Origin of the sequence: Nocardioides immobilis (assembly GCF_003515065.1) — a bacterium.
Taxonomy (GTDB): Bacteria; Actinomycetota; Actinomycetes; order Propionibacteriales; family Nocardioidaceae; genus Nocardioides; species Nocardioides immobilis.
On the sequence record NZ_QXGH01000019.1, the window covers coordinates 38,506 to 50,888 of the forward strand.

The window sequence follows — 12,383 nt, forward strand, 5'->3', positions numbered from 1 at the left end:
GAGGCTCGCACCTCGACCAGCGGCGCTACTTCAGCTCGAGGCCGGGGTACAGCGGGTGCTTGTCGAGCATCTCGGCGGAGGCGTCCTTGACCTTGTCGGCGACGCCCTCGGCGAGGGAGTACGACGCCTGCGACGGCGTGCCGGCCTTGGTCGTGCCGGGCTGGGTGTTCTGCAGGACGTGCACGATCAGCTCGGCGACGCGGTCGAACTCGTCCTTGCCGAAGCCGCGCGTCGTCAGCGCGGGGGTGCCGAGCCGGATGCCCGAGGTGTACCAGGCGCCGTTCGGGTCCGCCGGGACCGAGTTGCGGTTGGTGACGACGCCGGCGTCGAGCAGGGCGGACTCGGCCTGGCGGCCGGTGAGGCCGAAGGACGTGACGTCGAGCAGGACGATGTGGTTGTCGGTGCCGCCGGTGACCAGCTTGGCGCCGCGGGACAGGAAGCCCTCGGCCAGGTGCTGGGCGTTGTCGGCCACGTCCTGCGCGTAGGTCTGGAACTCCGGCCGGCGCGCCTCGGCCAGGGCGACCGCCTTCGCGGCCATCACGTGCGAGAGCGGGCCACCGAGCACCATCGGGCAGCCACGGTCGACCGACGGGGCGTACTCCTCCTGGGCCAGCAGCAGACCGCCGCGCGGACCGCGCAGCGACTTGTGGGTCGTCGTCGCGGTGATGTGGGCGAAGGGCACCGGGTTCTCGTCACCCGTGAAGACCTTGCCCGCGACCAGGCCCGCGAAGTGGGCCATGTCGACGAACAGGGTGGCGCCGACCTCGTCGGCGATCTCGCGCATCTTGGCGAAGTTGATGCGGCGGGGGTACGCCGAGTAGCCGGCCACGAGCACCAGCGGCTTGAACTCCTTGGCCTTCGCCCGGACGACGTCGTAGTCGAGGAGCCCGGTCTCCGGGTCGGTGCCGTACTGCTGCTGGTGGAACATCTTCCCGGAGATGTTCGGGCGGAAGCCGTGGGTCAGGTGACCGCCGGAGTCGAGCGACATGCCGAGCAGCCGCTGGCTGCCGAACTCGTGGCGCAGCTTCTCCCAGTCCTCGTCGCTGAGCTCGTTGACGTTCTTGGCGCCGACCTTCTCCAGCCACGGGCCCTCGACCCGGTGGGCGAGGATCGACCAGTAGGCGACCAGGTTGGCGTCGATGCCCGAGTGCGGCTGCACATAGGCGTACGGCGCACCGAACAGCTCGCGCGCGTGCTCGGCTGCCAGGGCCTCGACCGTGTCGACGTTCTGGCAGCCGGCATAGAACCGGTGCCCGATGGTGCCCTCGGCGTACTTGTCCGACAGCCAGGTGCCCATGGTCAGGAGCACGGCCGGCGACGCGTAGTTCTCGCTCGCGATGAGCTTCAGGGACGCCCGCTGGTCGGCGAGCTCCTGACGGGTCGCGTCGGCGATCCGCGGCTCGACCGACGCGATCACCTCCAGGGCCTGGTTGTACGCACTGCTGACGAGGCTGCCGGAGTTTGCGTCGCTCATGCGGAAGATCGTAGGGGTGGAGGGCGTTCCGATCACTGTGCCCCCTCTCGTGAAGCCCCGCGCTGTGTGTGACGTGCGTCGCACGCACCGGCTTCACGCGGGAGAGCGAGCCAGCGCCCGTCCAAATCGCGAGACTCAGGTCCACATCATGAGATCCCGATTTGTGAAAGCGCCGTCCGCAGACTGAGACTGGTTGACATGGTCTCTGCTGCAACCCATGCGTTCCTCGTGGTACGTCGCCACGTGGACTTCGGGCGCACGCGCAGCATGATGTGTCGGCCTCGCTGATCCGCCTCGCTCCCAGACCTCAGCCGCGCGTCGTTACGCGCCACCAGCGAAGGACCACCATCAGTCATGTCTGACCTGCGCTTCGATTCCCAGCCGCCACGCCACACCGACGTGCCGCGCCCCCGCCGCGCCGAGGGCCAGTGGTCGTTCGGCTACCGCGAGCCGCTCAACAAGAACGAGGAGTCGAAGAAGAACGACGACGCCCTCAACGTGCGCGACCGGATCCTCTACATCTACTCCAAGCGCGGCTTCGACTCGATCGACCCCGCCGACCTCCGCGGCCGGATGCGCTGGATGGGCCTCTACACCCAGCGCAAGCCCGGCATCGACGGCGGCAAGACCGGCTCACTCGAAGAGGAGGAGCTGGACGACCGCTACTTCATGCTGCGGGTCCGCTCCGACGGCAAGCTGCTCTCCCCCGCCGCCGTCCGCGCGCTCGGCGAGATCGGCGTCGACTTCGCCCGCGACACCGCCGACGTCACCGACCGCGAGAACATCCAGTACCACTGGATCGACATCAAGGACGTCCCCACGATCTGGGAGCGGCTCGACGCCGTCGGCATCCACTCGATCGAGGCGTGCGGCGACTCGCCGCGGCCGTTCCTCGGCTCGCCGGTCGCCGGTGTCGCCGCCGACGAGATCATCGACGGCACCTCGGCCCTCGAGGAGATCGAGCGCCGCTACGTCGGCAACAAGGACTTCTCGAACCTGCCCCGCAAGTTCAAGACCGCGCTGACCGGCCACCCCAGCCACGACGTGTCGCCGGAGACCAACGACGTCTCCTTCGTCGGCACCGTCCACCCCGAGCACGGCCCGGGCTTCGACGTGTGGGTCGGCGGCGGTCTCTCGACCAACCCGATGCTCGCCCAGAAGCTCGGCGTCTGGATCCCGCTCGACGAGGTGCCCGACGTCTGGGAGGGCGTGGCGTCGATCTTCCGTGACTACGGCTACCGCCGGCTGCGCTCGCGCGCCCGGCTGAAGTTCCTCGTCGCCGACTGGGGCGTCGAGAAGTTCCGCGAGGTGCTCGAGAACGAGTACCTCGGCAAGAAGCTCGTCACGAACCCGTCCCCGGAGTCGCCCCTCGGTCACCGCGACCACATCGGCGTCCACCCGCAGAAGGACGGCAAGTTCTACGTCGGCATCGCCCCGACCGTCGGCCGCGTCTCCGGCACCCTGCTGGTGCAGCTGGCCGACCTGCTCGAGGAGTACGGCGTCGCCGGCGCCCGGCTCACGCCGTACCAGAAGATCGTGCTCATCGGCGTCGACGGCGACCAGGTCGACGGTCTCGTCGCCCGGCTCGAGGAGATCGGCCTGTCGGCCAAGCCGTCGAACTGGCGCCGCAACACGATGGCCTGCACCGGCATCGAGTTCTGCAAGCTCGCGATCGTCGACACCAAGGACCGGGCCCGCGACCTGATCGCCGAGCTCGAGCGTCGGTTCCCCGACCTCGACAAGCAGGTGCCGTCAGGGATCACCGTCAACGTCAACGGCTGCCCCAACGCCTGCGCCCGGACCCAGGTCGCCGACTTCGGCCTCAAGGGCCAGCTGGTGATGCACGAAGGCCAGCAGGTCGAGGGCTTCCAGGTGCACCTCGGCGGGGCCACCGGCCTCGGCGCCAACTTCGGCCGCAAGCTGCGGGCGCACAAGGTGACCAGCGCCGGGCTCGACGACTACATCAGCAACGTGGTGAGCAACTACCTCGCCGACCGCAAGGACCACGAGCGCTTCGCGGACTGGGTCGCCCGGGCCGACGAGGCGCTCCTCCGCGGTGACAAGGTCCTGGAGTCACTTTCATGAGCGAGCGCGCGGTGCCGTTCCACTGCCCGTTCTGCGGCGAGGGCGACCTCTACCCGCACGCGGAGTCTCACGGCTCGTGGGAGTGCCGGTCGTGCCTGCGCGCGTTCTCGCTCAAGCTGCTCGGCATGGTGCGTCCGGGAGGTGAGCGGGCATGAGCGTATCCACTGCCAAGGCCCGGCTCGCCCGCGGCGCCGAGACCGCCGGTCGCTCCCCTGAGGAGCTCCGCGAGATCGTCTCCCACTGGGGAGCCGAGCTCGAGCTCGCGCCGGCCGAGGTCATCATCGAGTGGGCCGCCGCGACGTTCGGCGAACGCTTCTGCGTGACGTCCTCGATGGGCGACGCCGTGCTCTCCCACATCGCCTCGAAGGTCGTGCCCGGCGTCGACGTCGTGTTCCTCGACACCGGCTACCACTTCGCCGAGACCGTCGGCACCGCGGACGCGGTCAAGCACACGCTGCCGGTCAACCTGATCACGATCACGCCAGTGCAGAGCGTGGCCGAGCAGGACGCCGAGTACGGCAAAGACCTCTACAAGCGTGACCCCGACCTCTGCTGCCAGTTGCGCAAGGTGAAGCCCCTTCAGGAGTCGCTGTCGGGGTACGACGCCTGGGCAACGGGACTGCGCCGCGCGGAGACCCACAACCGGGTGATCGCGCCTGTCATCGGCTGGGACGCCAAGAAGCGCAAGGTCAAGGTGTCCCCTCTGGCTCGCTGGACCGATGAGCAGGTCGAGCGTTACATCGCGGACAACGGAGTCCTCGTGAACCCCCTCGTGTACGACGGCTATCCCTCGATCGGGTGCTGGCCGTGCACACGCCGAGTAGCCCCGGGCGAGGACCCTCGCAGCGGGCGCTGGGCCGGCACCAACAAGACCGAGTGCGGGATCCACTCGTGATCGTCCTCCCCCCTGGCTCACTGACCGTTCCCCCGCACCACATGAGAGGAGACAGCTCCTGATGGCCGCTCCTGCACTGGTGGCCCTGGCTCATGGCAGCCGGGACTCCCGATCCGCCGCGACCGTGACCGCTCTCGTCGACGAGGTCAAGGCGCTCCGCCCTGACCTCCGGATCGAGCGCGCGTTCCTCGAGCTCGCCAAGCCCAACTTCCAGACCGTCGTCGACAAGCTGGTGCGGGCGGGCTACGACGAGATCGTCGTCGTACCCCTCCTGCTGAACGAGGCGTTCCACGCGAAGGTCGACGTACCCGAGGTGATCGCCGAGGCGACCGCCCGGCACCCCGGCCTGCAGATCCGCGCGACCGACGTCCTCGGTCTCGAGGCGCGCTTCCTCGAGGTGCTCGACGAGCGGATGCGGGAGGCCCTCAAGGAGGCCCGGGTCCGTGAGCTCGACGCGCTCGTGCTCGCCGCGGCCGGTTCGTCCGACCCGCTCGCCAACCAGGCGGTCGCCCGGCTGGCACGCGTGTGGGGCACCCACCACAAGCTGCCCGTGACCGCTGCCTACGCCGCCGCCGCTCCGCCGGCGACCGGTGAGGCGGTGCGCGCGTTCCGCGCGGAGGGGCGCCGGCACATCGCTGTCGCGTCGCTCTTCCTCGCCCCCGGCAGCTTGCTCGACCGGGCCACCGAGCTCGCGTTCGAGGCCGGTGCCGTCGCGGTGTCCGAGCCGCTCGGCGCCCACCCGGAGATCGCCCGCACGGTGCTCGCGCGCTACGCGGTCGGCGCGGTGGAGCTCGTCCCCGTCTGATCCAAGGTCAGCCGACCAGGCGACCGAACAGGTGCTCCAGCTCCCGGGCCGGATCCATGGTGAGACCGCCATGGACCGGGCCGGGCTGGAGCACCGTCGATTTCGGCGCCTTCAGGAAGCCGAAGCGCTGGGTCAGCGGCTGGCCCGACACCGCTCCCCCGCGGTCGTCGCCCGCACACACGCCGTCGACGAACGCCAACGCGTCGCAGACCCGCTCCACGTCGAGCGAGGGGTCGACCGCGCGCAGCCGCTCGGCATCGCAGTGCCAGGTGACGTCGAGGAAGTCCGCGGCCTGGCAGTAGACCACCACCCCCACGTTGACGAACTCCTCGCGGTCAACGCGCGGCACGCAGCGCAGGACGACGTACTGGTACGGCATCGGGTCGGTCACGCCGCACCTGCCATGGGGAGCCACTGACGGGTCGCGAGCCGCGCCGAGAGGAGGGCGACGTACGCCGCCCGCAGGTCCGCCGGCGTCTCCGCACCCGGCACCGGCTCGAGCCACGCATCGGGCACCCGCGCGACCACGTCGGCCAGATCGGCCTCGGTCAGGCTCGCGGTGATCTCGGCGTCGGCCGCGGGCAGGCCGCCGCGACAGCTCCCGAGCACGTGGTCCGACGCGTCCCAGGACTGCCGCGCGAACCGGTCGGGATCGGTGACGCCGCCGCTCCAGGCGTGGTGGAAGTACAGCGCGGCGCCATGGTCGATCACCCAGAGGTCGTCGTGCCAGAGAAGCAGGTTGGGGTTGCGCCAGGAGCGGTCGACGTTCGCGCAGAACGCGTCGAGCCACAGCACCCGGGCGGCGACGTCCGCGTGCGGCGCCAGGTCGCCGTCGTACCCGAAGGCTCCGGGGAGGAAGTCGATGCCGAGGTTCAGCCCGATGCTCGCGCGCAGCAGGTCCTGCACCTCCTCGTCGGCCTCGTACCGGGCGATGTCGGCGCCGAGGTCGAGCACCACCTGGCGGGGTGTCTGGAGCCCGATCCGCTCGGCCAGGGCGCCGACGATCACCTCGGCGACCAGCACCCGGAGGCCCTGACCGGCGCCACGGAACTTGCACACGTAGGTGCCGAGGTCGTCGGCCTCGACGATCCCCGGGAGACTGCCGCCCTCCCGGAGCGGCGTGACGTAGCGAGTGACCGTCACCGTCGACAGGCTCACGAGAGGGGCCGTTTCGTGGTCGATCGCTCTCGGCGCACTGACTCAAATGCGTGGTCGGTAGCCAACCGGCGCCTCTCCTCGGCGACGTCGAAGTCGGCCTTCGGCCACTGCGGGTCCATCGCCTCCAGCGCCTCGAGGAGCAGGTGCCCGATCGCCAGGTTGCGGTACCACTTCTTGTCGGCCGGGATCACGTGCCAGGGCGCCGCGTCGGTGTTGGTGCGCTCGATCGCGATCTCGTAGGCCTCCTGATAGGCGGGCCACCGGGCCCGCTCCGCGAGGTCGCCCGGGTTGTACTTCCAGTGCTTCGATGGATCGTCGAGCCGGGCGAGCAGCCGGGCCTTCTGCTCCTCGGCGGAGATGTGGAGCATGCACTTCACGATGGTCGTGCCGTTGTCGACGAGGTCGGCCTCCCACGCGTTGATCGCGTCGTACCGCCGCTCGATCTCCGCCGGCGGCGCCAGCTCGCGGACCCGGCCGATGAGGACGTCCTCGTACTGCGACCGGTCGAACACCCCGACGTAGCCGGGCGTCGGCAGCGCCTTCTCGATCCGCCACAGGAAGTCGTGCTCGCGCTCCTCCGGGGTCGGCGCCTTGAACGAGGTGATCCGCACCCCTTGGGGGTCCATCAGGCCGACCGTCGAGCGCAGCGTGCCGCCCTTCCCGGAGGTGTCCATCCCCTGCAGGATCAGCAACAGGCTGCGGCCGCCACCGGCTTTGCCCTCGGCGAAGAGCCGCTCCTGCAGGTCCGAAAGGGAGTCCCCGAGTGCCAGCAGGGCCGCCTTGCCGGTCGCCTTGTCGCCGCCGAAGCCAGGCGCTGCGTCGGTTTCGATCGCGGACAGGTCCACCGGGCCGACCGGTGGCCGGAGGCTCGCGGCGAAGGAGGCTGCGGTCATGGGCGCTATCCAAGCACCGAGGCCACCGCGATGCTGTGACCGACCATGGTCGCCACGCCGCCGTCCGGCTGCGGTTCGTCGAACCAGATGCCCTCGGTGAAGCCCACCCGCAGCAACAGCCGCCGCGAGACGACGTTGCGGTGGTCCGGGGCAGCGAAGTACGTCGTCGCGTCGGGATAGCCCGCGTGCGCCACGTCGAACCACCGGCGGAGCATCCGGGTGCCGACACCACGGTGCAGCCAAGCGACCTCGCCGACCAGGTAGTCGACGCCGATCGCGTCCGGCTCCGGCGTGAGTACGGCGAACTCCGGGTGATCGCTGATCCGGTAGTCCTGGAGGAGGCCGACCGAGCGACCGTTCGCCTCGACCACGAACATCCGCGTGGGCACCTCGCCGTCGATTCGCGGGCCGTACCGCGCCTCGATCGTCTCCAGGGTGGCCGCCTCGGCGTTCGGGAACCAGCGCGCGACATGGGGTTCGTGCCGCCACCGCAGCATGTCGCGGAGGTCGGCCCGCGTCATCGCGCGCAGTCCCACGACGAGGTCGGCCGACTCGGCGTCCATCCGTCAGTGGGCCAGTCCGCCACGCCGGTCGACCAGCGGCGGCGTCGACGACCACGGGAAGTCGATCCACCGCTCGGTGCGGCGCCAGACGTACTCGGCGTGGATGACCGTCCACGGCTTCTCGTAGATCACCGCGGTCCGCGCCTCCGCGACGTGGTCGGCGACGAAGTCGCGCACCACCTCGAGGGTCTTGCCGGTGTCGGCGACGTCGTCGGCGATGAGCACCTTCATGCCGGTCAGGTCGATCGCGGCCGGGGTCGGCGGCAACATCATCGGTACGTCGAGGCGCTGGTCGACGCCGGTGTAGAACTCGACGTTGACCGCGCTGAGGTTCTTCACGTCGAGCGCGTAGCCGATGCCCATCGCGAGCCCGAGCCCGCCGCGGGCGACGGCGAGGACGATGTCCGGCTCGTAGCCGTCGTCGACGACCTGCTGGGCGAGCTCGCGCACCGCGGTGCCGAACAGTTCGTAGGTGAGGATCTCGCGGGCGGGGGCCTCGTCGCTCGTCACGTCGGCCATTGTGCCCCGCGGCCGAGGCCGGGGGCAGGTGCTACTCGGCGGGAGCCTCGCGCCCGGCGGCGGCCAGCTCGTCCTTGACGACCGCGTAGGCGAGACCGGCCGAGTAGCCCTTGCGGGCGAGCAGCCCCGCCAGCCGCCGCGCAGCGGCGGTGTCGTCGACGCCGCGGAGACTGCGCAGCTTCTTGCGCACCAGCGCCCGCGCCGCCTGCTCCTCGTCGGCCGGGTCGACCTCGGCCAGCACGTCGCGGGCGGTCTCGTCGTCGACACCCTTGCGGCGCAGTTCCTGGGCCAGCGCGCTCCGGGCCAGGCCACGGGTGCGCTGCCGGCTGTCGACCCAGGAGCGGGCGAAGGCCTCGTCGTCGATCAGGCCGACCTCCTCGAACCGGTCGAGCAGCCGGCCCGCCACGTCGTCGGGGACGTTGCGGCGGGCCAGCCGCGCGGCCAGCTCGTGGCGGCTCCGGGCCTGACCGGTCAGCTGGTCGAGCAGGATCTTCCTGGCGACCGCCTCGTGGTCAGGCTCGGGCCCCAGGTCACGCTCGTCGTCAGGTTCACGCATCGTGCCTCCGTTTGCCGCCCTTCCACCGTGCGCACAGCGAACGCCGACCGCGCGCGCGGCAGCGTGGCGCACCGCGGGCGAAGCCCGCATCGTGCGGCGTCCCTGGACCGAGCGAAGCGATGGTCCGGGCGGCGCCGCACGATGGTGCGACACGCTCGCGCCATTAAAAGCTGTCGACGCCGATGGGCTCGTCGGAGAGGTCGCTGACGTCCTTGTCGACCTGCGGGCCGACACCGAGCTTCTCGAGGATCTTCTTCTCCAGCTCGTTGGCGAGGTCGGGGTTGTCGACCAGGAACGTCCGGGCGTTCTCCTTGCCCTGGCCGAGCTGGTCGCCCTCGTAGGTGTACCAAGCTCCGGCCTTGCGGATCAGGCCCGCCTCGACACCCACGTCGATCAGACCGCCCTCGCGACTGATGCCCTTGCCGTACATGATGTCGAAGTCGACCTGCTTGAACGGCGGGGCCACCTTGTTCTTCACTACCTTGATCCGGGTGCGGTTGCCGACCATGTCGGTGCCGTCCTTGAGCGTCTCGATCCGGCGCACGTCGAGCCGCACCGAGGAGTAGAACTTCAGCGCCCGGCCACCGGTGGTGGTCTCGGGCGAGCCGAACATGACGCCGATCTTCTCCCGGAGCTGGTTGATGAAGATCATCGTGGTATTGGAGTTGTTGAGCGCACCGGTCATCTTGCGCAGCGCCTGGCTCATCAGCCGGGCCTGGAGGCCGACGTGGCTGTCGCCCATCTCGCCCTCGATCTCGGCACGGGGCACCAGCGCGGCGACGGAGTCGATGACGATCAGGGAGAGCGCGCCGGACCGGACCAGCATGTCGGCGATCTCGAGCGCCTGCTCACCGGAGTCGGGCTGGGAGACGAGCAGGGCGTCGGTGTCGACCCCGAGGGCCTTGGCGTAGTCGGGGTCGAGAGCGTGCTCGGCGTCGATGAACGCCACGATGCCGCCGGCCGCCTGGGCGCTGGCCACCGCGTGCAGGGCGACGGTCGTCTTGCCGCTGCTCTCCGGACCGAAGATCTCGACAACCCGGCCCCGAGGGAGACCGCCGACCCCGAGCGCCACGTCGAGGGCGATCGAGCCGGTCGGGATCACTTCGAGCGGGGCCCGCGTGTCGTCGCCGAGGCGCATGACCGAGCCCTTGCCGTACTGCTTCTCGATGTTCAGCAGCGCCGTGTCGAGCGCCTTGAGGCGGTCATCCGCCATGTCCTCACGTCCTTCGTCTGGTGATCGGGCCAGGTACATCGGCGACGCTAGGGCGAGGGTCCGACACAGCCTGATCAGCCGCGTCGGAGCTGTGGAGAACCCCGCCGGTACGTCGTACCTGTGGACGCCAGGTGGCTCGCACCACCCGGTCGTCGTACGAGAAAACCTAGCCGAACACCTGTTCGAAGAGGTTCAGGTGGTGCGGCGTGTCGCGTTCGCCACCTGCGCGCGGGCGGCGCAGCCGGCCACGCCGAACGCCAGGGCCAGCGTGACCAGCGCCAGCACCGGGTAGCCGGCGATGTCGACGACCAGCCCGGCCAGCGCACCCGCCGACGCCGCGGTGAGGCCCATGACCAGGTCGGAGGAGCCCTGCACGTCGGTGCGGGCCTCCAGCGGGGCGTGCTCGGCGACCATCGTCGACGCCGACACCATCGCCAGCGACCAGCCGACGCCCAGCAGGAACAGGCCGGCGGTGACCTGCCAGGACATGCCCTCCGGGGACGAGGCGCACAGAAGCAGGGCGAGCACCAGCACGAAGCCGCCCACGCCGAGCACCAGCGGCCGGCCCAGCCGGTCGGCGAGCATCCCGACGAGCGGTGAGAACGCGAACATCCCGAGGACGTGGACGCTGATCACGATGCCGATGACATCGAGCTCGGCGCCGCCGTGCTGCATGTGGAGCGGCGTCATCACCATCACGCTGATCATGGTGGCGTGGGCGAGCGCCAGGCCCGCGATCGCGAAGCCGATCACCGGCCGCTCACGCACGGCCTGCCACGCCCGGGACGCCGACGAGCCCGCCGCGACGTGACCGACGTTGACCTCGCCCGCGCGCTCGCGCGCGACGAGGAGCGGGTCGGGACGCAGCATCAGGAACGCGATCAGCGCGGCCGCGAGCATGCCGAAGGCGCCGATGGCGAACGGCCCGGTGAGCTCCGGGATGTTCACCGCGTCGGCGAACGCGCCTGACGGGCCGGTGAGGTTCGGCCCGAGGACGGCGCCGATCGTCGTCGCCCACACCACCACCGACAGGGAACGGCCCCGATTGCTGTCGTCGGCGAGGTCGGTCGCGGCGAACCGGGCGGCGCTGTTGGCCGATGTCCCGGCGCCGAGCAGGACGGCGCCGACGAGCAGGAGCAGCATCGAGCCGACCACGCCGGCGAGTACGGCGAGGCCACCGCCGGCCGCGCCGAGCAGGTAGCCCGTCGTCAGCCCGATCCGGCGCCCGCGCCGCGCCATCACCGCCGCGAGCAGGAACGAGATGACGGCGGCGCCAGCACCTGCGCGGTCTGCGCGAGGCCGGACAGCGCCTCGGAGCCGGAGAGGTCCTTGGCCAGCAGGGAGGCAGTGGCGATGCCGATGGTGATGCCGAGGGCGCCGACCGCCTGGGTCAGCACGAGCACCCGCACCGTCCGGCGCTGGATCAGGTCGAGGTCACCGGCCCGCTCCACCGGGGTGGGCGTGGGCGCTGTCATCGCTCGCTCGCCGGCAGCTCGATGGTCTGCCAGACGGCCGCCCAGACCTCCTTCGGCGACACCCCTGCTTCCAGCGCCTCGACCGGCGTGCGGTGGCCGAGGTCGCCGATCACCTGCTGCTGTGCCCAGGTGCGGGAGTAGGCGGACCCGAGGTGGTGGTCGAGCCGCGCCCAGAGCTCGGTGTGTCTCATGGAGCGTCGACCCAGCGCACGTCCCACAGGTGGTGCACCACGTCGTGGAGGTGGTAGCGGCCGAGGGACTCGACCGTGAAGACGGCGCCGTTGCTCCGGCGCCCGGGACGCTGCCACTCCTCCCCCGCCACACCGTCGTACGCCGAGGCGACCTCGTCGGCCGCCGCCAGCACCTCGGGCGCCACCTGGGCGGGGTCCTGCAGGTCGTAGCGCTCGGCGAGCGCGGTCTCGTCCTGGTCCCAGTTGGCGAAGGTCGGGTCGTCCTCGCTGAGCATCAGCCCCACGCGCCCGAAGAACATCCGGTGCACGTCGCGCACGTGCGCGGCGTACTCCGTCGGCGACCACACCGTCGGCTCGGGTCGCTGGGTCGCCTCCGGCGCGGCGAGCACCCGCTGCCACGCGGCCGCGTTGTCGCGGATCATCGCGCCGAGGTCGACGCGCTCGATCGCACCCGCGTCGAACCCGCACTCAGCGCACGGGCGGTCGAGGACCCAGGTCCAGTCCTTGGTGTCAGGGGCAATCTCAGCGGGGGAGCTCACCGCGCCATCCTGCCAAG

General features: G+C 70.7%; 16 protein-coding genes. 4 read left to right on the top strand and 12 right to left on the bottom strand.

Going from position 1 to position 12,383, the window contains the following annotated elements; genetic code table 11:
- Positions 1–25 precede the first annotated feature (25 nt).
- Positions 26–1,474: a glycine hydroxymethyltransferase gene (locus tag D0Z08_RS15675; protein WP_118926191.1), complete on the bottom strand. Its 1,449-nt coding sequence runs from the start codon at positions 1,472–1,474 to the stop codon at positions 26–28.
- 354 nt (positions 1,475–1,828) lie between these two features.
- On the opposite strand from D0Z08_RS15675, the gene D0Z08_RS15680 reads away from it, so the two are divergent.
- From D0Z08_RS15680 to D0Z08_RS15690, 4 genes are all read left to right on the top strand, one after another.
- Positions 1,829–3,559: a nitrite/sulfite reductase gene (locus D0Z08_RS15680; RefSeq protein WP_118926192.1), complete on the top strand. Its 1,731-nt coding sequence runs from the start codon at positions 1,829–1,831 to the stop codon at positions 3,557–3,559.
- A complete protein-coding gene (locus D0Z08_RS32150) occupies positions 3,556–3,714 on the top strand; it encodes a hypothetical protein (RefSeq protein ID WP_182481329.1) in 159 nt (52 codons plus the stop codon). The genes D0Z08_RS15680 and D0Z08_RS32150 overlap by 4 nt, the downstream gene beginning before the upstream one ends.
- Positions 3,711–4,454 (top strand): phosphoadenylyl-sulfate reductase, encoded by a 744-nt coding sequence (locus D0Z08_RS15685; protein WP_118926193.1) that lies wholly within the window; start codon positions 3,711–3,713, stop codon positions 4,452–4,454. Before D0Z08_RS32150 ends, D0Z08_RS15685 begins: the two co-directional genes overlap by 4 nt.
- Before the next feature lie 61 nt (positions 4,455–4,515).
- The gene (locus tag D0Z08_RS15690; protein ID WP_118926194.1) at positions 4,516–5,259 is read left to right on the top strand and encodes a sirohydrochlorin chelatase; all 744 of its coding nucleotides are present in this window, start codon (positions 4,516–4,518) and stop codon (positions 5,257–5,259) included.
- Between the two features lie 7 nt (positions 5,260–5,266).
- Here the strand turns inward: D0Z08_RS15690 and D0Z08_RS15695 are convergent, their stop codons facing one another.
- The 11 genes from D0Z08_RS15695 to D0Z08_RS15740 form a co-directional block, all read right to left on the bottom strand.
- Positions 5,267–5,650 (bottom strand): DUF3037 domain-containing protein, encoded by a 384-nt coding sequence (locus tag D0Z08_RS15695; protein WP_245994000.1) that lies wholly within the window; start codon positions 5,648–5,650, stop codon positions 5,267–5,269.
- Positions 5,647–6,402 (bottom strand): HipA family kinase, encoded by a 756-nt coding sequence (locus D0Z08_RS15700; protein ID WP_245994002.1) that lies wholly within the window; start codon positions 6,400–6,402, stop codon positions 5,647–5,649. The genes D0Z08_RS15695 and D0Z08_RS15700 overlap by 4 nt, the downstream gene beginning before the upstream one ends.
- A gap of 11 nt (positions 6,403–6,413) precedes the next feature.
- Positions 6,414–7,310 (bottom strand): polyphosphate kinase 2 family protein, encoded by an 897-nt coding sequence (locus D0Z08_RS15705; protein ID WP_118926196.1) that lies wholly within the window; start codon positions 7,308–7,310, stop codon positions 6,414–6,416.
- Between the two features lie 5 nt (positions 7,311–7,315).
- Positions 7,316–7,873, bottom strand: a complete 558-nt coding sequence (locus D0Z08_RS15710) for a GNAT family N-acetyltransferase (RefSeq protein WP_118926197.1) — start codon at positions 7,871–7,873, stop codon at positions 7,316–7,318.
- 3 nt (positions 7,874–7,876) lie between these two features.
- Positions 7,877–8,383 carry a phosphoribosyltransferase gene (locus D0Z08_RS15715; protein ID WP_245994004.1) on the bottom strand — a complete coding sequence of 169 codons (507 nt, stop codon included), beginning with the start codon at positions 8,381–8,383 and terminating at the stop codon, positions 7,877–7,879.
- Between the two features lie 40 nt (positions 8,384–8,423).
- A complete protein-coding gene (locus D0Z08_RS15720) occupies positions 8,424–8,948 on the bottom strand; it encodes a regulatory protein RecX (protein ID WP_118926199.1) in 525 nt (174 codons plus the stop codon).
- A 163-nt stretch (positions 8,949–9,111) separates the two neighbouring features.
- Positions 9,112–10,161 carry a recombinase RecA gene (gene recA / locus D0Z08_RS15725; protein WP_118926200.1) on the bottom strand — a complete coding sequence of 350 codons (1,050 nt, stop codon included), beginning with the start codon at positions 10,159–10,161 and terminating at the stop codon, positions 9,112–9,114.
- Positions 10,162–10,353: 192 nt separating this feature from the next.
- A complete protein-coding gene (locus D0Z08_RS15730; RefSeq protein ID WP_245994020.1) occupies positions 10,354–11,400 on the bottom strand; it encodes an MFS transporter in 1,047 nt (348 codons plus the stop codon).
- Positions 11,400–11,636: a hypothetical protein gene (locus D0Z08_RS33005; RefSeq protein WP_245994006.1), complete on the bottom strand. Its 237-nt coding sequence runs from the start codon at positions 11,634–11,636 to the stop codon at positions 11,400–11,402. The genes D0Z08_RS15730 and D0Z08_RS33005 overlap by 1 nt, the downstream gene beginning before the upstream one ends.
- A complete protein-coding gene (locus D0Z08_RS15735; RefSeq protein WP_118926201.1) occupies positions 11,633–11,827 on the bottom strand; it encodes a DUF3046 domain-containing protein in 195 nt (64 codons plus the stop codon). Before D0Z08_RS15735 ends, D0Z08_RS33005 begins: the two co-directional genes overlap by 4 nt.
- Positions 11,824–12,366 (bottom strand): DinB family protein, encoded by a 543-nt coding sequence (locus D0Z08_RS15740; protein WP_118926202.1) that lies wholly within the window; start codon positions 12,364–12,366, stop codon positions 11,824–11,826. The genes D0Z08_RS15735 and D0Z08_RS15740 overlap by 4 nt, the downstream gene beginning before the upstream one ends.
- Positions 12,367–12,383: the final 17 nt, after the last annotated feature.